The sequence below is a fragment of the Candidatus Tisiphia endosymbiont of Dascillus cervinus genome, from assembly GCF_964026405.1.
GTDB lineage: Bacteria > Pseudomonadota > Alphaproteobacteria > Rickettsiales > Rickettsiaceae > Tisiphia.
Genome location: NZ_OZ032146.1, coordinates 892,854 through 912,644, shown reverse-complemented (window position 1 = coordinate 912,644; position 19,791 = coordinate 892,854). Strand labels below are relative to the sequence as shown.

Below are 19,791 nucleotides of genomic sequence, written 5' to 3'. Positions count from 1 at the left end.
TCACTGTTTCTATTCACAGTTGCGACTTTTAAACTGCCCTAGCTAGAATCAGTATATAACTATTGCTAAATCAAAAGTTATATACTATAATACCGTTTATTTGTATTATAGAAAAATTACAGGAGAACATATATATGTCTAAGAGTACTTTACAAAGAGCATTAGAGTCAAGTCATTCGAAATTTTTAGTTAATGGAATCCGTAAAGGTACTGATTCTATTACGCAATGGGTAGAAGAAAATTTAATTAAGGAGAATCCCAGTACAGATGCTAAATCAAAAATTGCTTTTTTTGAAGCAGAAAAATCACTGATCATTGAATATATTATGGAGAATGATTTTTCTGGATTAAAAAATCTTATTGACGCGATTGATAATGAAAAATTTGAAAATAATCAAAAATTAAAGGTAAATGAATGTAGGGTTTTAGCAAATGCTATACTAGAAGCACAAGAGTACAGATGCGTAAAAGAAAGTACAAGTATGCATAGTAATCTTTATAATTTATTAGATACTAAGTATAAAGAATTAACAGATGAGGGATATAAGAGTAAGATATCAGATAAAGTGATGGAAGCTTTATCAATTGTTCAATATACTGCTACTGACTTCTCAGAAGTTTCTGTTACAGGAGAAACAAGTGGTTAGTTAGTCGCTCTCCGTCAAAAAGGCTATAGACATAAGAGATGATACATGTTCGTGGTCAAAAATTACATCAAAATCCATAAGATTTTTACCTTATTTTGTCAAAAACCTTATGGATTTTCAGAACTTTATAGTTTAACCAAAGAATAATGTTTGTCATGTATGGAACTACCCAAAAATGCAAGAAAAAAATAATACTTGACAGAAAAAAAAGCAAATGCAGTCATGTATTCGACTTAAGGCTCAATAAAGTGCCATAGCCCTGATGGAATTCGCTAAACGAACTTTAACATTATCATTCCTACGGCTTCTATGAGCCTATGACACTATCAGTTTTTTCGTAAGCTAAGGTTTGTCTTATTCGCCATCAATATTATTATCTCTCGCATATTCCTTGGTAGGAATTCCTTACTTTAATTATTTTATTCCAACCGTTGATTCTTAAAATTTAAACCTTATTTATTTAAATTTTTAAAAAATCAGCCACCATCATAAAAATAATTAATATTAAACTTTTACTAACATACTTTTGTTTCACTATATGGCTGATCATTTTTCAGTACTGCAAATACTACTCTTGCTAATTTATTTGCCACCGCCACTACACTAGTATTGTAACCTCGTATCTCTTGTAGTTTGAGCATCCAATCAGTGCATTTGCTCTTATCATCTGTTACTTTATCTAATTTCTTAGTTCTTAATACCCTAGCTGTAAAAACAGCCCGGGCTCCATGGATTAATAAATTACGTAAATATACGTCACCTCTTTTACTAATTCCTAGCAACCTTTCTTTCCCACCAGTTGAGTGCTGTTTTGGCACTAAACCAAGCCAGGCTGATAATTGTCTACCATTTTCAAAGTTTGCTGCATTGTCAATTGAGGCTATTAATGCCGTTACAGTTATTAAACCTAAACCTTTTAAAAAATCAGCGGTTGGAATAAAATAATTAAAGTAAGGAATTCCTACCAAGGAATATGCGAGAGATGATAATATTGATGGTGAATAAGACAAACCTTATCTTACGAAAAAACTGACGACGTCATAGGCTCATAGAAGCCGTAGGAATGATAATGTTAAAGTTCGTTTAGCGAATTCCATCAGGGCTATGGCACTTTATTGAGCCTTAAGTCGAATACATGACTGCATTTGCTTTTTTTTCTGTCAAGTATTATTTTTTTCTTGCATTTTTGGGTAGTTCCATACATGACAAACATTATTCTTTGGTTAAACTATAAAGTTCTGAAAATCCATAAGGTTTTTGACAAAATAAGGTAAAAATCTTATGGATTTTGATGTAATTTTTGACCACGAACATGTATCATCTCTTATGTCTATAGCCTTTTTGACGGAGCGACTATTTAGCTACCAACTATTATAATAAATTTTACAAGAAAATCACTAATAGTGAAAAAAACCGCTGTACTCCTGAGATTAATGAGGATATCTGTGAAGATGACACTACGTGGTGTAGTTGAACACTGAGGTTGGAAGCAACAATCATCAAATTTTTAAATCTAACCTCAGTGTCTATTTTCCTAACGAACAATATGGGTTAATTGTATGACGAGCGATGTCAGAAATCAACAACAAAATAATTCAACAAATGAAAAAATAAATAATATCACTAACATTGCTGCCCAAATACTTAGAGAAGTTTTGCAGAGCAATAATATAACTTATATAGAACTTATCGAAGTTCGTATAGGGTTAGAAGGAATTGAAATAGTTGGCAAAATTTTAGAACATAATAAGCTTATAACTGCATTACGTCTTTGCGACAACGATATTGACCTTGAGGGGCTAAGTCTGCTTATCGAACTGTTAGAGAATAATCATAGTTTGAGTAATATAGATATTGGGTATAATAATATCGGGGTTCAAGGACTAATCATACTAGATGAATTTCTAGAAAATAATAAAACCATAAAGCAAATAAGTCTTAGAGGCAATGATATTGGTGATGAGGGAGTGGATATACTGGCAGGACTTTTAACAAATAATGAAATTATAAAGCAAGTGGATATCTGTAGCAATAATATTAGTGATAAAGGAGCAATCATACTAGCAAGATTTCTAAAAAATAATAACACTATAGAGAAAATATCTCTTAGCAATAATAATATTGGTGATGTTGGGATTGTCCAGCTTGTTAAAGCTTTGGAAACTAATAGAACTATCAGCCAAATAAACCTTAGCTATAACAATATTACTGACAATGGGGCAATAACACTGGTGGGACTTCTGGAGTCTAATAATAAAATTACAAGCAAAATAGTAATAGAGTTTACATATTTTGACAATGAAAATATTAGTTATCAAGTACAAGAGCTGTTAATTGAGACTCTAGAAAGTCACAACAAAAAACAGGGGGTATAATTTTAAAAATATTCATTTTCTGTGTTCTATAAAATAGTAAATATATTGATACGGTTAAAAAGGTATTTATTACACCAAAAAAGATTATGTTTTGCTTGCTACAATATCACGGTACTCAAATAAAAGCCTAAATGTTATAGGGGAGATTTTTGTACATAGGTGAATTTACAAAATTCTTTTTGCAATATCTGTGCCAATTGTAGTAATCTGCATTATAGATAGCTGCATTACTAAATATATGAAAACTGTTTTACCTGAACGATCCCTGATAATTCAAGAAAGACTTGATAATATTGTCAGAGAGATTATGAATGTATCAAAGCACAAGATTGCGATGATTATTTTATTTGGCTCTTATGCAAGGGGCGATTGGGTACAAGATGAGTATAAAAAAGGTCACATTACCTATAGCTATCAAAGTGATCTCGATATTATGTTGGTGATGAAGAAAGGCAAACATGCCAGTCTTGCCGGGTTAGCAATAGAAGATAAAATAGAAAGAAGGTTGGAAAAAAAATCATTAAGAAATCCTTTTGAGTTATGGGTAACTTTGGTGCTAGAATCAATCAAGACGTTAAATAGCCAGTTAGAGAAGGGGCATTATTTCTTTTCTGATATTAAGAAAAAAGGAATACTCTTATATGATAGTGGCGAGTTTCAGCTGGCAGAAGCTAAAAATTTACCTTGGACAGAAAGAAGACAAATAGCTGAAAAAGATTATGAGTACTGGTTTACAAAAGGAGCAGAGTTTTTTTAGAATGTGGATATCCTTTAGAAAGCACCAAACAAACTGCTGCACATTTGTAAAAACATAAACAAACTTTGGTAGTGAGCCATCAACAACAAGGTATAGTGTTTGCGATTATTGTGTGTTAAAGTTACAGTTAGCCGAGTTGGTTAAAGAGCTATAACCGACCACCACAATGGTGCAGCTTTAAGGCAGCCCGTATGATAGCATGGTTTTGGAGTTGTTGGTAATATCATTGATGGCATTATGTGTTTATGATACATAAGAGACCTCGTTTAGGAGATTAATTTTTTCATTCAATACTCCAACTTAAAATTAGCTCGGTCTAATTCTTAGTGTAGGAGATGATATGACAAATAAAAAGAATGATAAACAGAAACTATCTGTAATTAATCCTGATGCGGCAGGTATTGATATTGGCTCTAGAGAACATTACTACTTTACCTTATTGCTAGAGTTAAAAAATTAAAAACAGTGACGGAAAAAATTTGCTTGGAAAGGATTAATAAAGAGATAATTTAAGCTCCTTAATATAGACAAAGTACGTCTCGCAATGACCTATAAGTTTGAGGTATTGGGGTGTAGTAGTTTTATTGTTACAAATTATTATAACAATCTTTGCAGTGTTGAGTTATTAGTATATTGTTTTATCTACTAAAAGCTTTAGAATATAAGGCTTACAGCGGTGCATTATGGGATAGAAAGGTTAATTTTGTTGCATATAAAAATGATAAAAGTGAGTTAATGCTTTTGGTGTCTTCAATTAAAATGGAGTTTGCTTTAGCAATCAATCCCCTAAGTTCGATTAAGTGACGAGTACGCACTATTTCTTTCTATAATGTTAAGTTTAGCTTCTTTAGTAATAATTTTGGCTTTCTTTTGTTGTAATTTTAATCTTTGTTTTATGACATTATCCATATGAGTATAATATTTTAGACATTATTGTTTACATGTCATGAATGCACAATAAATTTAAGAAGTCCAACATATTATTTAAGTATCAATAAAAAATCCTTCATATTTTTTTCTGAACTAGATAATTGATACAATCCCCGTTGCCTACCGAACCAGCAAAATTAATATAAATTAAGATAATTGTCATTATTGTAAGTAACAGCTGAAAAGCTACGGAGGGAGAGGTTATTAACCTAACTTTAGATTAGGTTAATACGCAATATATAAACTAAAGTTTATTGCTTTTTTTGCCGGTTCATTTGATCTAGATTCTACTCAATGATTTAAAATTTGCATGGTAATGTAATGCAAGATTGAGATAATGAACAATAAAGAATTATGGCGATACAATTTGCAAGGATCGAGATAGTAAGTAACCCGAGTTGCCAATTAATTTATAAGAGCAGAGCTAGGTTTTATGAACATTTGAAGTTAATTTGTAACATTAAAACACTTAATAAAAACTATATTTTTTAGAAATATGTTTGTATTAAAAATGTTTTAGTATCGAGCCTCACATGAAACCAGCGTTAAATATAGCTTTTGCCAGTATAATTAATTGGCAACTCGGGTTAAGTAGAAGCTCAGGAAGAAATAGCTGTTGTAAAGCTGCTTATAATGCGAGGATGATTATTAAAGATCATCAGACTAATGTTACTTATAATTTTGCCAGAAAAGGAGATAACGTCTATCATACAGTTTTACTACCTAGCTATGTAGATGGAAGATTTAAAGACCCTGCAATATTGATGAATGATGTAGAACGAGCAGAAAAAAGAAAAAATAGCCAGTTATTAAAAGATGTTGTTATAGCCTTGCCTGACGATAAGGAGCTAGATTTACAAGATAGAATAGCCATTACCCATGAAATAATAGAAGAGATGGCATGGGTAAAAAATGGTTTAGGAGTGCAAGTAGATATACATAAACCCCATAATGGAGAACGAAATTGGCATGCTCATCTGCTTGTTACTACTAGGAGATTTACAGAAGACGGTAAGAGTTTAGGAGCAAAAGCAGTAGATTTAAACCCCGAATTTAAAAAAGTTAACGGTAAAGCATTTATTATTCCGGAATCACAGATGATTCATCAGAGAGCCAAAGAAGTAATGAACAGATATTTTGCTAAATTAGGTTTAGAAAATAGAGTGGATTCAATAAGCATGATACCACAACAACATCTTGGTCCTGTGAGAATGAGAGGCATCATTAATGAAATAGCAGAGCAAAATGAGCTACGCAAGCTAGCTCATCTAAAAATTATTAAAGATAGTGATAGGGTATTAAATCGTATTATAAGACATCAAGCTATTTTTACTAAACAAGATGTAGTAGGAGCGGTTAAAGAAATTCAAGGAAAAGAGGAAAAGCAAAAATTAATTCAAGATGTATTAAATTCCGACAGGTTAGTAAAACTATATAATGAAGATGGCAAAGATACTAAATATTACACTACTTGCGACGTTCGAGAGGAAGAATCGTGTTTACTTAGAATAGCTAATAAAATTCATGATAATATCAATTATCATATAGTCGGTAATATAGCAAGTTTAAAAGAAGATATAGCAAAACTTTCTAACATTAGCGAGTCTCAGAGAGAAGCACTACAACATATTTTACTGCAATATAATGGGATAAGAATGCTGCGTGGTAGAGCCGGTACTGGTAAATCACAAATACTAGCTACTGCCTATAAACTTGTTACTCACCATGGACAAAATATTATAGGGCTTAGCCCTACTCATAAAGCTGTATCAGAGCTAAAAAGTAAGGGTTATCAACAATGTTATACGGTAAAGGGATTTTTATTTAAATTGTATAATGGTAAAATTACTCTGCCAAATAATAGTTTGCTAGTAGTAGACGAAGCAGGAATGGTAAGTAATAGTGATTATTTAGAATTATTTAAGGTAGCAAGAAGCTCTAATTGTAATGTAATATTAGCAGGAGATGAGAAGCAACTAACCTCAATCGAACGAGGTGGAATGTTTGAAATATTTGCCAGTACATTTGGTTCATATGTACTCAGTGATATTAGAAGACAAAGCCAACAATGGGCAAGAGAAATGGTTTTATGTTTTGCTAAATCAGATATTGCAGCTGGGCTACTGTTATTAGAGAGGCATAATGGGTTAAAGATTGATCATACTTTGGAAGAATCAATGACAAGATTAATTAATGATTGGAATAGTAGTAGATTTAATCTGCAAGAACGTTTAATAATTACTGTGGGTAACCAAGAAGTAGATAGTATTAATCAAGGAATAAGAGAATTATTAAAAGTAAGTGGCATACTGACTGGTAAAGAATATCGTCTCTTTATTCTAGACTCAAAATCAGATAAGCAATATGAAGATTATATGCAAAACTTACGCTATGAGAAAAAAAATGGTACATTATGTTGAGTATAATTTACAAATGCCAAGAGGATAAAATTGCAAGCAATACCAGTTAATAGGACAGATTACTGTCAATTTCTAATAGTGAGTCAAAAGAATTATAGTTTGACCTACTATGCTGAACATGCCAAAAAATGTAGCCATGATGTTATTAATAGATTTTTAAAAAATGAAAAATATACACCTTCTTTGTTATGGGAACATATTAAGGATGATGTTATTTTATCGCCTAACGGATATACAATATTTGATGATACGGTGTTAAATAAAAGAAATACCAAGAAAATAGAAATTGCTAGATCACAGTACAGTGGGGCTACAGGTGGTATTACTACTGGTATAGGAGTAGTAAGTTTGGTATATTATAATCCGGATATTAATAAGTTTTGGGTAATAGATTACCGAATTTTTTCGCCCGAACATGATGGAGCGACAAAAGTAGAACACCTATTAAATATGTTAAATAATGCTGTGTATAGCAAAAAGATTCCTTTTCAAACTGTGCTTTTTGACACATGGTATGCTACGCATAAAATTATGCAACATGTTGATTCCTTGGGTAAATATTATTATGCTCCTATTAAAGCAAATAGAAACGTTACTAAAACTTCCTCTTCTAAGCCTTATAAAGCTGTTAGCAAGTTAACGTTTTCAGATGAGGAAATTAAGAGCGGAGTGGAGATTCATATAAAGGGCTTTGCAAAAGATAAGCATGTTAATTTGTTTAAACTTACTGTTTCTACCAACAGAGTTGATTATATTGTTACCAATAACAAAACTCAAAAATCTTCTAAAGCCGTACAAGATGAGTGTGGCTTTCGTTGGGTAATTGAGAGCATGCATAGAGAAATCAAGCAACTTACCGGTATAGAACGATGCCAATGCAGAAAACAACGCATCCAGCGTAATCACATTAGTTGTGCATTTTTAGTGTGGGCTTTTCTAAAAAGAACTGCACACAAAATAGGTAAGACGGTTTATCAAATAAAGTTAGGGCTTTTAGATCATTATATGCAACAGCAGTTACGTTCACCCTCTTTACGCTATTTAGAACCTTACATAGCGTAAGTTTTGAGGTAAAACTGTTATGTTAAATTCGTGTTATTGATGATTAATAATTTAAAAATTGTTGACATGAGTCCATCTCTAATTATATTAGATATGTACAATTATTTTTGTTTAATATAAAAATTGCTTTTTACGTTTAAATTATAAAAAATATCTTAATTATGTAAATAAGAGGGAAATGTGCGTTTAAGTACACTAATAATGATATTATCTGTTTTTCTATTTTTAACAGGGTGTGTTGGAGATGGGGTTTTGATGCCGAAGGCTAATTTAGCCCAAGATATTAAAGGTATCCAAGTAACATATATTTTACCACATGGGGTTGAACAAAGTGCTGGGACAGTTAATGGACTAAGGTTCAAGCAATATAATTGTGGACCTGAGAGTAAAAGAGAAAGGTTACATATTAATTCTAAACACAATGGTTTGTTAATAGAAAGAAGGACTGACAATGGGGTGGCAGGTTCTGGTGTGATTTACAATGTTGACGTAAATACTATATCTAAGCCTGATAGCACATGGGTTATACTAACGCCTAAGACTCAAGAAACATACCAACAGGGTGTAGTTTTGCCATTTCCTGTGCCTGATTTTGATATAGAATCTTATTTATCAAGTGCTGTATTTGATTATGTATTTGAACTCAATTCAGAATATAATGGTGATTCAATAAAAGCAAACTTTGATCGCCTGTTAGGTAAAGATAGCACTAATTACAGATTAAACCTTAATGATGAGCAATTTGACATTTCTATAAAAATATATCCTTACAGAAATGGAACAAAAGTTGTTGCCGATATTACGATATATAATCAAAAAACAAAAAATGGAGTGATTAATGTGATTCAAAAAATAGAAAGAGTCAAAGAAGAAATACGCAGAATAGTTAATTCTTAAGCAAGGTTAAGTAAATAATCTTAGGTATAGCTAACACGTTTAAGGTAGGTGATAGCCTTGGTGTCATTCCCGCGTAGGTGCGGAATCTAAATATGATCTTACGATGTCATCCCTGCGTAGGTAGATATCTAAAATAACTTTAACACCTATCTTGGTCATTTTTTAGATTCCTGCATACGCAGGAATGACATAAACCTTCGCGGGATGACATCGCTTTCTAGCTAAGCAAGATTAACATATACCTAAAACCTTTTCAGGTTAGCTATAATATAATTTTAAAATTGTGAAGATAACTTTATTGCAATCTAATCTTACCTCTTTATTATTTTAAAAAGTTATTAAAATAATAGAAGGTATGGAATTAATAAATGAAAGTTCAGGATTATAAATTTTATAATGATTTAATATCACAGATTGTGGTTGAGGAAGTTTGGTTATTTGGTTCTAGGGCAAGGAACGATAATCAGGATAGAGCAGATATTGATTTAGCTATAGTATGTCATAATGCTACTACTAAGGATTGGTTGAAATTACAAGAAATTGTTGATAATGCTGATACACTCTTAAAAATAGATTGTATAAGGCTTGACGAATTAGAGGATTCATCAGACTTAAAATTATCTATAATACGAGAAGGGGTGAAATTATATGAAAGATCCTAAAAAATATACTAAAATAGAGTTAGGTTTTTCAAAGCTAAGTAGAGCTTTAATATCTTTAGAAGATATTGTATTTAAGCCCGTGCTAGAAGATCGAAGTAATATAGATGCTACCATTCAAAGATTTGAGTTTACAATAGAACTATTTTGGAAATTATTAAGGGTAATTCTTGAAAGCAAAGGAGTAGAAGTACAATATCCTAAAGATGTTTTAAGAGAAGCATTTAAAGGACATCTGATTGATCATGAACAAGAGTGGTTAAAAATGCTGCTAGATAGAAATATTACCTCTCACACTTATGATGAGCAGCTAGCGGATAAAATTTATAATAATATTAGATCTTACATTCCCACATTAAGAAGTACATTTGATAAATTGAACTTTCTTAATCACTTACCTTACGTATAATCCCCATGGCGATTTAAAAGTTATAGGAAAAACAGCCTAGCGTCATTGCAAGGAGGCATAAGCCGACGAAGCAATCCATTTTTGGTTATTTTTTGGATTGCTTCGTCGACCTACGGTCTTCTCGCTAATAGACGTTGACCACATACAACTTTTAAACTGCCCTGCCTAAAACCGCTGCCTCTTCGAACTTTCGACAGTTGTGGATCGTAGGTAACCTGAATTTGATGTAACAAGTTACATCGAATTCAGTATTATATATAGAAACAATCAGGTTTGAAGCGGCTGCCCACCTGATTGTTAAAATATAATACTCCATTCAATATGTGATTTTAATAATTAAAATCACATATTGAATGATGAAAAAAGTTAAAATGGACTCGCGTCAGCCGCTTCAAGAGTGCATTTTTCCTTATAATAAAGCAAGTATCGATATAAGAATTATCAATTCATCGAACTGAGGTTAGGTAGCCACGTACTAAATGTACGCCTAGCACTTCGACCCTACGACTCCTGCTACTATCATGATTTTGATTCTATCGCGTCTATCAACTCTTCATTTACAAGCAGTATACCATTACTTACGTTGGCGTTTTTGGTCTACTTTTTCTGTACTCGTCTGTGCTATAACTTTATTTACAAACAGATAGCAAGGTAAAAATAAGAGTGCTAACCCTAAGTTAAACGTTGCTATCTTTAAGAATCCTTTTTTATATATCTCTAAGGACTCTAGACAATCTACTTCCCCATTTATGGAAGGGATTGACATGAACTTCGATATTAAAATTCCTGCTAAATTAGCAAATGCTGCAAATAACATTATTATACCCATTACCAAGCCTTTTAAGTGTTTAGGTGCAAGTAAAGTTGCTTGTTCTTGTATTAATGGTCCTATACATAGTTCTCCAAGCCCTATAAATGCTATACCACTTACTAAGTATAGTAATCCTATCTTTCCTTCTATATTTGCATTTAAACATCCTATATATAATATAAAAAAGCATATAGCCATGGTAGAAATACCAAAAGCAAATATAGGAGTGGCATATTTTTTATCAAATTTCATATATGCCCCTAATAGAGAACCAAATATTATAATTGAAAAAGGGTTTATTGCTTGAAAAGCAGCAGGTGGAATTGTTAACCCCAATATTTCATTTACAACATTTCTTTGAGTAAATAAGTTGACTAGTGAGCCAAGTTGCATTTCTAATGCAAAAAAACACATAAAAAATGTAATTAGTATTAATAATACTGTTAATCTTTTTCTTTGTAGTGGCGATGATTTTACTATTATGTAAATAAATATACCTAAAATTAGAATACCACACAAAGCAAGTATATTAGCAAAGAACTCACTTGATATAAGCATTCTAGCAACTACAAGAGCAAAAAGAAGGCTAGCTATCATTAATATAGTAAAAATATTTAACCCTAGTATTTTCTTATTCATCAGTTCTGGTCGTGGGGAAATACCATTATCTCCTAACAAATGTTGAAATTTGATAAAAATAGTAAGTCCTAAGATCATACCACCCCCAGCTATACCAAAACCATAGTGCCAACCATATAAATAAGCTATATAACTACATGATATGGATGCCATGAATGATCCTAGATTTACACCTACATAAAATAAAGTAAATCCTCTACTTCGTTCTGGGTCGTCTTCCTTGTAACATGAACCTAACAAATTAGTTATATTCCCTTTAAACATACCAGTACCTACAGCAATTAACGCCAGGCCTATATATATTAGCTCAGACTCCAATTCAACTAAAGTTAAGGACAGGTGACCAATAGTGATAATGATACCGCCAAGTAGTACCATATTACGAAATCCTGTTAATTTGTCAGCGAGGAAGCCGCCAAGCACAGGATCTGCATAACCAACCGCTGCAAATAATGAATAGATGGCATAAGCTTTTGCATCTTCATACCCTAGACGGGAAGTCAAGAAAAGCACTAAAAGAGACCTCATCCCATAATAACTAAACCGCTCCCACATTTCAACAAAGAATAGTATTATTAAAAATTTGGGAAACCTCGTTGAATTTGGTACATTTAAAATTGCACTCATAAAACACCTACAATATAATGTTAGAATTTGAATGTTATATGAAAGTAGGTCATTCTAAGGTCAAGCCAAAGAACTTACTAAAACTTAATAAGATTCTTTAGCACGCACGTCAAACGACAGCACTTTTCAATAACATTTTTTAAAAATTCACATAAATTAAGCAAGAAAACAAAAAATCGCGGTTAAATTATGTGTTGTTAAATTAAGAATTAAAGCTTTTTGGAAAAATAGAAATAAGGTGATTAGCACCAATACATGTGAAAATGATGAGGATATGCGGCAAAAGGAAAGAAGATAGAAGATAGAAGATAGAAGATAGAAGATAGAAGATAGAAGATAGAAGATAGAAGATAGAAGATAGAATTTTCGTTAGTATTTTTAACGATTATTGATAATCGAGGGTTTTTTAAATCATCTGATTCTTTTAACATAAAAATAACCTATAATAGATAGAAAATGTTATGCCATATATTTAATATGACATATTTAGTATAATATAGTAGGAAAAAGAGTCAAGTAATTTAAATATAAAGAATTTAAAATACGGTAGCATTTCACAAGCTTCTATAGTAGAATGAGCAAATCTACTATGTATAAAAAGGTTATTAGTATGTTAAAAAATTATTCGTGTTTAAAGGGAATCGTATCACAGGATTTAGAAGATCATATAAAACACACAATGACTCATCATAATCTTATAGTACAAGCTAATGGATTAGACTATCAAGTAAATATAAACACTCAGTCCGATTCGATACCTAATGTTAAGGTGTACTATACCGATCAGTTCAGTAATGAGCTATTAACTAATTTAGATAAACTAGGAAATGAAGGATTATTTAGTTTGGATAAGTACCTTACACTTCTAGGCTTGATTATCTTCGTAGTGAAATTTTAAAAGTAGCTGATTTAAAGAATATGCTACCAAAATCATGGCAAGAAATATCAGCTTTGTTAGACCAATATCTTATATGTGGTACAAAAGTGTGTATTTTAGGTGAATCGTATTATGATAGTGAAACAATGCAAGAGATGCCTTATGGCTTACATCTAAGACAAACATATAATCATCTACCTCCTAGAGGTATACATGATATACATATGAACCAAGGTGCTTCTTTAATGATGCCGCAAAGTGCAAGTAATGGTATTTATCAAGATGGAGCTATATTTGTAGAAACGCCTAATAATACAAATAAAGCTTTCTTCTTTAAATTCACGGAGCAATCTTTGGTTATTGATGATGACGGTAACCCTCTTGATGAACAAGGTAAGTCAAAAGCTTGGGCAGATGAATAGAACCTCATTTCGGGATAAGAATTAACTAATTCTTATCCCGAATTCGTGTAATAGACTTCTTGCATAAGCTTAATATAGAAGGTAGGAAAAGGAAAAGATTGTTATGAAAAATTATAGAATTGAAACTGATTCATTTGGAAAAATTAAAGTAGATAATCAATCTTACTGGGGTGCAGGAACTCAAAGGTCTCTTGCAAATTTTAAGATAGGTAACCAAAAAATGCCTATCCAATTGATTAAGGCATTGGCAATTTTAAAAAAATGTGCAGCAAAGGTCAATAAGGAATTAGGTGATCTTAAGCCTGAAATAGCAGAATCAATAGATCAAGCTACCACTAGAATATTAGATGGGGAATTTGATGATCAATTTCCTTTAGTAGTATGGCAGACCGGGTCTGGTACACAGACTAATATGAATATGAATGAAGTAATCGCCTCTATTGGTAATGAACAGCTAGTAGGTAAAAAGGGTGGTAAATCACCAATTCACCCTAATGATCATGTGAATATGGCACAATCATCCAATGACTCCTTCCCAACTGCTATGCATATAGCAACCGTACTTGCTAGTAAGCAACAATTGATTCCAGCCTTAACAAATCTGCATTCGGCGTTAAATACCAAATCTCAAGCTTGGAATAAAATAGTTAAGATAGGGCGTACTCATCTACAGGATGCTACACCTATAACTCTTGGACAAGAATTTTCTGGATATGTAGCACAAGTGGCATATGCTATAGAACGGGTTGAAGAGTCACTAAAAAGAGTATATTTCTTGGCACAAGGTGGCACTGCAGTAGGTACTGGTATTAATTGCCGTAAAGAATTTGCGATAAAATTTTCTGATAAAGTTGCCTCATATACTAACTATCCGTTCAAAAGTGCTGCTAATAAATTTGAAGCACTAGCTACTCATGACGCATTAGTAGAATTCTCTAGTACCCTAAATACTATAGCGGTAAGTTTAATGAAAATTGCTAATGATATTAGACTGCTCGGATCAGGGCCAAGATGTGGTTTTGGTGAATTACATCTACCAGAAAATGAACCTGGTTCGTCAATTATGCCAGGTAAAGTCAACCCAACACAAATTGAAGCATTAACTATGGTTTGTGTTCAGGTCATGGGAAATAATCTTGCAGTAACTGTAGCCGGATCAAACGGTTGCCTCGAGCTAAATACCTTTAAGCCTGTTATAATATATAATATTTTGCAGTCAATAGACTTAATGTCTTCTAGCATCAATAATTTTGTTACGCACTGTATTGATGGGCTAGTACCCAATATAGAACGTATTAATAAGCTCAGAGAACAATCGCTAATGTTAATAACAGCATTAAATCCACATATAGGCTATGATAATGCAGCAAAGATTGCAAAAAAAGCCTATCAGGAAGGTATAACTTTAAGAGAAGCGGCTATAAAATTAAATTTTTTATCAGGTGAAGAGTTTGATAGCTTAGTGCTAGCAGAAAATATGGTATGATATAATGGGCAGATGAAGTCTTGCAAGAAGTCTATTGACATATATCACGATATATGTCAATGTTACGTACATTATATGTATAATAAGGGGAATTTATGGATAATGTTGACATTAGGCTACGTATTTCTTCAGAAATTAAGGATGAGGCAGAATTAGTATTTCATGAGATGGGTATGACATTGTCTGAAGCTATCAGGATATTTATAAAGCAATCCATCAATTCTAGAGGACTACCCTTTAGACCACATGTAAAAAAGCCAAACCTTGAAACTTTACAAGCATTTAAAGAAAGTGAAGAAGGTGATTACACTAAGTCTTCCTTGGCTGAATTTAAACAATCTTTAAATATTGACTAAAGTTGAAACAGATTATACAGGTTACAGTTTTTAAGCGTGACTTAAAGCGTATTGTTAAAAGAAATAAAGATTTAAAAAAACTATATAAGGTGGTAGAAATATTGGTACAAGGTATTCCTTTGCCAAGTAAATATCGTTCACACAAATTAATTGGAAATTATGGTTCGAAATATGAATGTCATATTGAACCTGACTGGCTTCTTATTTATGAAATAACTGATGACTTAGTTATATTACACCGCAGTGGTACTCATGTTGATTTATTCGAGTAATTTAAAACAACTCTTAACTATAAGGAAGGTTATTTTATGGTAGAAATTTTTGGATTCTTTACTATACTAACAACAATTTAACTTAACAGGTAGAGTATTATTATGGCTTTACATTTCAAAGCACTAGAGAATATAGTTCTTAAACCAGTTATTACAGTATTTGGTGTTGGGGGAGCTGGTGGTAATGCGGTAAATAATATGGTACTTGCAAAATTACAAGGAGCAAATTTTGTTGTTGCTAATACTGATGCACAATCACTGGAACATTCTTTATGTGATAATAAAATACAGTTAGGAGTTGCTATTACTAAGGGTCTTGGAGCTGGTGCATCTCCAGAGATTGGTGCTTTAGCCGCTGAAGAATCAGCTAACGAGATTAAGGGATACTTAGAGGGTAGCAATATGGTGTTTATCACTGCCGGGATGGGTGGAGGCACTGGTACAGGTGCTTCTCCGGTTGTTGCAAAGATAGCCAAGGAACTAGGAATTCTTACTGTCGGAGTGGTAACTAAGCCTTTTCATTTTGAAGGAAAGCATAGAATTAGAACTGCCGAGCAAGGTTTACTAGATTTACAGAAATTTGTTGATACTTTGATAGTAATACCGAATCAAAATTTATTTCGTATAGCAAATGAGAGTACTACATTTGCAGATGCCTTTAAAATGGCAGATGATGTATTACATGCTGGAGTTAGAGGGGTTACTGATTTGATGATCATGCCAGGGCTTATCAATCTAGATTTTGCCGACATTAGAACGGTGATGAGCGAAATGGGTAAAGCTATGATGGGTACAGGGGAATCCTCTGGCGAGGATAGGGCAGTTAAAGCTGCTGAAGCAGCTATCTCTAACCCATTATTAGATCATAACTCAATGCGTGGTGCTAGGGGGGTTTTAATTAACATTACTGGTGGTACGGATATGACATTATTTGAAGTTGATAGTGCTGCTAATAGAATTAGAGAAGAAGTAGGTGATAGCGATGCTAATATTATTTTCGGCTCTACGTTTAATCCAGAATTAAATGGTGTTATTAGAGTATCGGTAGTTGCTACTGGTATTGATGCTGATCACTCAATAAGTAGCAAATCCCAACCTATTGAATTAATAGCAAGTACTACTACGAGTTCTGAACAGATGGATAGTCAGTCCAATTCGATAGAAACAACAATATTAGAAGAAATTCCAGATTTTGCTCAATATACTGGTGAAAAGCCTAGTTTAGTGGATTCTGAAACACAACATTTAAATTTAAGTGTTCAAGCAACATCAATTGATATGCTAAATCAGCAAACTATAAGCAGTAATGATGCAAAATCATCTTTACTAAGTAGAATGTGGAATTCACTCAGATCTAATACTACTCAAACTCAGGAGCAAATAAAAAAGCCTACACCCCCTATTCTTCAGAAGGATAATGTAGAAGTTGATATCCATGATATTCCAACCTTTCTAAGGAAACCAAAATAATTTGTTAACATAATTTATTTTTTTATGAGAGATTTTTTAGGGTAGGTTTTTAAATTACCCTACAATTTTCAACAAATATATTTTACTAAAAATATTTATTGTCTATTATCATCAGATTATCCTATAAGTATAGTGTGCAAAATGACAAAACTAGATTTTAGACATATTTCATCTGTAATAGATGATTATGATGTTTTTTTATTTGATCTTTGGGGAGTGGTAGTAGAAGGTAACCAAATTTATCCCGGAGTAGTTGACAATATTAACAAGATACTTAAACAACAAAAGAAAGTTTTTTTTGTTACTAATGCCCCACGCAACACATTTTCCTTATTTACTAAAATTAACAGCTGGGGCATTAACGCAACGAAAGAAATGATTATTAGTTCTGGTGAAGTAGCAATTGATATGATACTAGAAAGTGATAAAAGATTTGGTATAAAAAATCCTATAGTTTATCATCTTGGTCAAGAAAGTAACGATCTTATGGAAGGATTACAGACACCTACTACCACAAACATAAATGAAGCTAATATTTTGCTGTTAACGCTTTATCGTGATGAAGGAAAAAATTTAAATTTGGATGAGTTTGACGATTTATTAAAAACTGCAGTTAAAAGAAACATGGTTAGCATATGTGCGAACCCAGACCTTGGAATTAGACAACAAGGAATACAGAGATATTGTGCTGGATACTTTGCTGCAAAAATAAAACAATTTGGTGGTGAAGTAATTTTTACCGGCAAACCCTATATAGAAATATATCATAAAGTATTAACCCAATTACCAAATATTGCATTGGAACGTATTCTTATGATAGGCGATACTTTCTATACTGATATTTTAGGAGCGAATAAAGTAGGAATTAATTCAGCTTTAGTATTAACAGGTAATGCTACAAAGTTTCATAACCAGTATCATACTATTGAAGAAAAAATGTACCATTTGGAAATTGCAGCAACTGAGCAGGGAGTAGTGCCAAATTTTGTTATTCAATTGACTGCAGATTGACTCAGATACTTGAATACTTTGAAGAATTGGCTCTTGCAAATACTTGCGGGGTATTCGCCACAACTGTTGAAAGTTAAAAAAAACCGTCTATTAGCGAGGAGACCGTAGGTCGGACGTGTGAGTAGACCTAACCAATTGCTTGGTTAAGCTCCTCCTCAGAACCGGACATGCAGAGCTACCGGCATCCCCGGCTTCCGAAAGGTAAGATAGGCTACAAGCCTATCTTGTTGGTTTTAGAACATTGAAATGGTCTTCCACTTGATTTGGAAAGAGTCAATCATTTTTTTTGTGTAAGTTCATTTTTTATTTTCCAATAAATCATATTTAAAATCCCCACAAAGTATTTCAAATTGATGAGTCAATAATTTTTTTTGTGTAAGTTAGTTTGATCTATATATATATTACGTTGATCAACTCAAGCTTTTATTAAAGCATTATATTGCAAATCTGTATTCTATCTTTCATTTTCAGACAAAACTCTCATATATCCAACCAACATTCGTAAAACCAATGACAAAAGTTGACGAGAAGTTTTGCTTAATTGTTTACCACAATTGTTAGTAAGATTGCACCACTCAGGTGGGATAAAATTACCCACCAAATTGTAAAAAATGGTATCAGGATTTTCAATTAAATTGTCAGAAAATTAACGATTCTGTCATATTTCCTCCCCGTGAAAAACGGTTAAAAATAGACTATTTTGTAGGTCAAATTTGGAGACTTTTGGTGGGAAACCAAAATAAAACCAAAATAAAAATACTTTTAAGAAATTATAAAAACCTTTGAAAGGTTGGAGGTATTTGGTGGAGACAGGGGGAATCGAACCCCCGACCTTTTGAATGCCATTCAAACGCTCTACCAACTGAGCTATGACCCCTAAATACCCTATATATTCTTTTGCGGTGAGTATACTCATTATAGCTAACCCGCTTAGCATTTAGCCATAGTAAACTGGTGTCATTGCGAGGAGGCATAAGCCGACAAAGCAATCCATTGCTAATCACTTTTATGGATTGCTTCGTCGCTACTAAAGTAGCTACTCGCAATGACGTTTGTGAATTTGGCTAAATATTAGTCGGGTTAGCCATAGTCCAGTTTTATACTATAGTTATAAAGATGAATCCATAAATTTTTTGAATATTTCGTTATTTTCTAATATTTTAAGCTCTTCCTTACACCAAGGGGAAAATTTTGTTGGGTATTTTTCCATATATAACTTAAAGTCTACCCATTTAAGTAATTTTACTTCTGCTATTTCTTGTTCATTTATTTTTATGATATCATCTGATGAAGCCAAATATACCGGGCATATTTCATTTTCTATAATATTATTTATAGCAAATTTATAGCGATAATTAGCAATAATATCTACTCTCTGTAGGCTTACTAAACCTAATTCAAATTTTGCATGCCTATAAATTGCTTGTTCATAAGTTTCGTTAATTTGTGGATGTCCACAAAAACTATTTGACCAAAACCCACCCCAAGTTTTTTTGAGTAAACTTCTTTTTTGTATCAAAAATTCTTTTTTGCTATTGAAAAGAAATACAGAAAATCCCCTATGCAATGGAGTATTAGAATTATGAGATTTTAACTTATCCTCTATTCCAAGGATATTATCTTGTTCATCAACTAATACCACATGTTCTGAGTATAACATAACA

At 32.4% G+C, this 19,791-nt stretch carries 16 protein-coding genes, 1 tRNA gene and 3 pseudogenes; 15 read left to right on the top strand and 5 right to left on the bottom strand.

Annotated elements, in window-relative coordinates; translation table 11 throughout:
• Window positions 1-134 precede the first annotated feature (134 nt).
• Complete coding sequence (locus AAGD19_RS04485; protein ID WP_341747312.1) at window positions 135-647, top strand: hypothetical protein; 513 nt, start codon at window positions 135-137, stop codon at window positions 645-647.
• 712 nt (window positions 648-1,359) lie between these two features.
• Here the strand turns inward: AAGD19_RS04485 and AAGD19_RS07500 are convergent.
• Window positions 1,360-1,567: pseudogene (locus AAGD19_RS07500) on the bottom strand (transposase); the annotation flags it as partial.
• Window positions 1,568-2,206: 639 nt separating this feature from the next.
• Between AAGD19_RS07500 and AAGD19_RS04475 the strand changes: the two are divergent.
• Window positions 2,207-3,022 carry a hypothetical protein gene (locus tag AAGD19_RS04475; protein WP_341747310.1) on the top strand — a complete coding sequence of 272 codons (816 nt, stop codon included), beginning with the start codon at window positions 2,207-2,209 and terminating at the stop codon, window positions 3,020-3,022.
• Between the two features lie 238 nt (window positions 3,023-3,260).
• Entirely contained in the window at window positions 3,261-3,779 is a 519-nt protein-coding gene (locus AAGD19_RS04470; protein WP_341747309.1) for a nucleotidyltransferase domain-containing protein, read from the top strand.
• Between the two features lie 786 nt (window positions 3,780-4,565).
• Here the strand turns inward: AAGD19_RS04470 and AAGD19_RS04465 are convergent.
• Window positions 4,566-4,688 carry a hypothetical protein gene (locus tag AAGD19_RS04465; RefSeq protein ID WP_410520798.1) on the bottom strand — a complete coding sequence of 41 codons (123 nt, stop codon included), beginning with the start codon at window positions 4,686-4,688 and terminating at the stop codon, window positions 4,566-4,568.
• Window positions 4,689-5,242: 554 nt separating this feature from the next.
• Between AAGD19_RS04465 and AAGD19_RS04460 the strand changes: the two are divergent.
• The 5 genes and pseudogenes from AAGD19_RS04460 to AAGD19_RS04440 form a co-directional block, all read left to right on the top strand.
• Window positions 5,243-7,087: pseudogene (locus AAGD19_RS04460) on the top strand (AAA family ATPase); the annotation flags it as partial.
• Between the two features lie 120 nt (window positions 7,088-7,207).
• Window positions 7,208-8,191, top strand: coding sequence for a transposase (locus AAGD19_RS04455; RefSeq protein WP_341747233.1), 984 nt, complete (start codon window positions 7,208-7,210; stop codon window positions 8,189-8,191).
• A 201-nt stretch (window positions 8,192-8,392) separates the two neighbouring features.
• Window positions 8,393-9,088: a hypothetical protein gene (locus AAGD19_RS04450; RefSeq protein ID WP_341747308.1), complete on the top strand. Its 696-nt coding sequence runs from the start codon at window positions 8,393-8,395 to the stop codon at window positions 9,086-9,088.
• A gap of 368 nt (window positions 9,089-9,456) precedes the next feature.
• Window positions 9,457-9,750, top strand: coding sequence for a nucleotidyltransferase domain-containing protein (locus tag AAGD19_RS04445; RefSeq protein WP_341747307.1), 294 nt, complete (start codon window positions 9,457-9,459; stop codon window positions 9,748-9,750).
• On the top strand, window positions 9,737-10,156 hold the full coding sequence (locus tag AAGD19_RS04440) for an HI0074 family nucleotidyltransferase substrate-binding subunit (protein ID WP_341747306.1): 420 nt from the start codon (window positions 9,737-9,739) through the stop codon (window positions 10,154-10,156). Before AAGD19_RS04445 ends, AAGD19_RS04440 begins: the two co-directional genes overlap by 14 nt.
• Before the next feature lie 574 nt (window positions 10,157-10,730).
• On the opposite strand, the gene AAGD19_RS04435 is transcribed toward AAGD19_RS04440, so the two are convergent.
• Window positions 10,731-12,233 (bottom strand): oligopeptide:H+ symporter, encoded by a 1,503-nt coding sequence (locus tag AAGD19_RS04435; protein ID WP_341747305.1) that lies wholly within the window; start codon window positions 12,231-12,233, stop codon window positions 10,731-10,733.
• A 574-nt stretch (window positions 12,234-12,807) separates the two neighbouring features.
• On the opposite strand from AAGD19_RS04435, the gene AAGD19_RS07495 reads away from it, so the two are divergent.
• The 7 genes and pseudogenes from AAGD19_RS07495 (at window position 12,808) to AAGD19_RS04405 (ending at window position 18,127) form a co-directional block, all read left to right on the top strand.
• Window positions 12,808-13,131 (top strand): DUF2278 family protein, encoded by a 324-nt coding sequence (locus AAGD19_RS07495; protein WP_410520797.1) that lies wholly within the window; start codon window positions 12,808-12,810, stop codon window positions 13,129-13,131.
• A 20-nt stretch (window positions 13,132-13,151) separates the two neighbouring features.
• Complete coding sequence (locus AAGD19_RS04430) at window positions 13,152-13,532, top strand: DUF2278 family protein (protein WP_341747304.1); 381 nt, start codon at window positions 13,152-13,154, stop codon at window positions 13,530-13,532.
• Window positions 13,533-13,635: 103 nt separating this feature from the next.
• Entirely contained in the window at window positions 13,636-15,018 is a 1,383-nt protein-coding gene (gene fumC / locus AAGD19_RS04425; RefSeq protein ID WP_341747303.1) for a class II fumarate hydratase, read from the top strand.
• 95 nt (window positions 15,019-15,113) lie between these two features.
• Complete coding sequence (locus AAGD19_RS04420) at window positions 15,114-15,374, top strand: type II toxin-antitoxin system RelB/DinJ family antitoxin (RefSeq protein WP_341747302.1); 261 nt, start codon at window positions 15,114-15,116, stop codon at window positions 15,372-15,374.
• Between the two features lie 2 nt (window positions 15,375-15,376).
• Window positions 15,377-15,646, top strand: coding sequence for a type II toxin-antitoxin system YafQ family toxin (locus tag AAGD19_RS04415; protein WP_341747301.1), 270 nt, complete (start codon window positions 15,377-15,379; stop codon window positions 15,644-15,646).
• Between the two features lie 102 nt (window positions 15,647-15,748).
• Window positions 15,749-16,721: pseudogene (gene ftsZ / locus AAGD19_RS04410) on the top strand (cell division protein FtsZ); the annotation flags it as partial.
• 536 nt (window positions 16,722-17,257) lie between these two features.
• The gene (locus AAGD19_RS04405) at window positions 17,258-18,127 is read left to right on the top strand and encodes a TIGR01459 family HAD-type hydrolase (RefSeq protein ID WP_341747299.1); all 870 of its coding nucleotides are present in this window, start codon (window positions 17,258-17,260) and stop codon (window positions 18,125-18,127) included.
• An 801-nt stretch (window positions 18,128-18,928) separates the two neighbouring features.
• Here AAGD19_RS04405 and AAGD19_RS04400 read toward each other — a convergent pair.
• Both AAGD19_RS04400 and idi read right to left on the bottom strand, forming a co-directional pair.
• Window positions 18,929-19,004: transfer RNA gene (locus tag AAGD19_RS04400), tRNA-Ala, on the bottom strand.
• Between the two features lie 231 nt (window positions 19,005-19,235).
• Window positions 19,236-19,787 (bottom strand): isopentenyl-diphosphate Delta-isomerase, encoded by a 552-nt coding sequence (gene idi, locus AAGD19_RS04395; protein WP_341747298.1) that lies wholly within the window; start codon window positions 19,785-19,787, stop codon window positions 19,236-19,238.
• Between the last annotated feature and the right edge of the window lie 4 nt (window positions 19,788-19,791).

What these genes read in the sequence shown, in the direction of transcription:
- AAGD19_RS04420 (WP_341747302.1), top strand. Translation starts at nt 15,114, where the DNA reads ATGGATAATGTTGACATTAGGCTACGTATTTCTTCAGAAATTAAGGAT.
- fumC (WP_341747303.1), top strand. Translation starts at nt 13,636, where the DNA reads ATGAAAAATTATAGAATTGAAACTGATTCATTTGGAAAAATTAAAGTA.
- AAGD19_RS04440 (WP_341747306.1), top strand. Translation starts at nt 9,737, where the DNA reads ATGAAAGATCCTAAAAAATATACTAAAATAGAGTTAGGTTTTTCAAAG.
- AAGD19_RS04475 (WP_341747310.1), top strand. Translation starts at nt 2,207, where the DNA reads ATGACGAGCGATGTCAGAAATCAACAACAAAATAATTCAACAAATGAA.
- AAGD19_RS04435 (WP_341747305.1), bottom strand. Translation starts at nt 12,233, where the DNA reads ATGAGTGCAATTTTAAATGTACCAAATTCAACGAGGTTTCCCAAATTT.
- AAGD19_RS04450 (WP_341747308.1), top strand. Translation starts at nt 8,393, where the DNA reads ATGATATTATCTGTTTTTCTATTTTTAACAGGGTGTGTTGGAGATGGG.
- AAGD19_RS04445 (WP_341747307.1), top strand. Translation starts at nt 9,457, where the DNA reads ATGAAAGTTCAGGATTATAAATTTTATAATGATTTAATATCACAGATT.
- AAGD19_RS04485 (WP_341747312.1), top strand. Translation starts at nt 135, where the DNA reads ATGTCTAAGAGTACTTTACAAAGAGCATTAGAGTCAAGTCATTCGAAA.
- AAGD19_RS04470 (WP_341747309.1), top strand. Translation starts at nt 3,261, where the DNA reads ATGAAAACTGTTTTACCTGAACGATCCCTGATAATTCAAGAAAGACTT.
- AAGD19_RS04405 (WP_341747299.1), top strand. Translation starts at nt 17,258, where the DNA reads ATGACAAAACTAGATTTTAGACATATTTCATCTGTAATAGATGATTAT.
- idi (WP_341747298.1), bottom strand. Translation starts at nt 19,787, where the DNA reads ATGTTATACTCAGAACATGTGGTATTAGTTGATGAACAAGATAATATC.
- AAGD19_RS04430 (WP_341747304.1), top strand. Translation starts at nt 13,152, where the DNA reads ATGCTACCAAAATCATGGCAAGAAATATCAGCTTTGTTAGACCAATAT.
- AAGD19_RS04465 (WP_410520798.1), bottom strand. Translation starts at nt 4,688, where the DNA reads ATGGATAATGTCATAAAACAAAGATTAAAATTACAACAAAAGAAAGCC.
- AAGD19_RS07495 (WP_410520797.1), top strand. Translation starts at nt 12,808, where the DNA reads ATGAGCAAATCTACTATGTATAAAAAGGTTATTAGTATGTTAAAAAAT.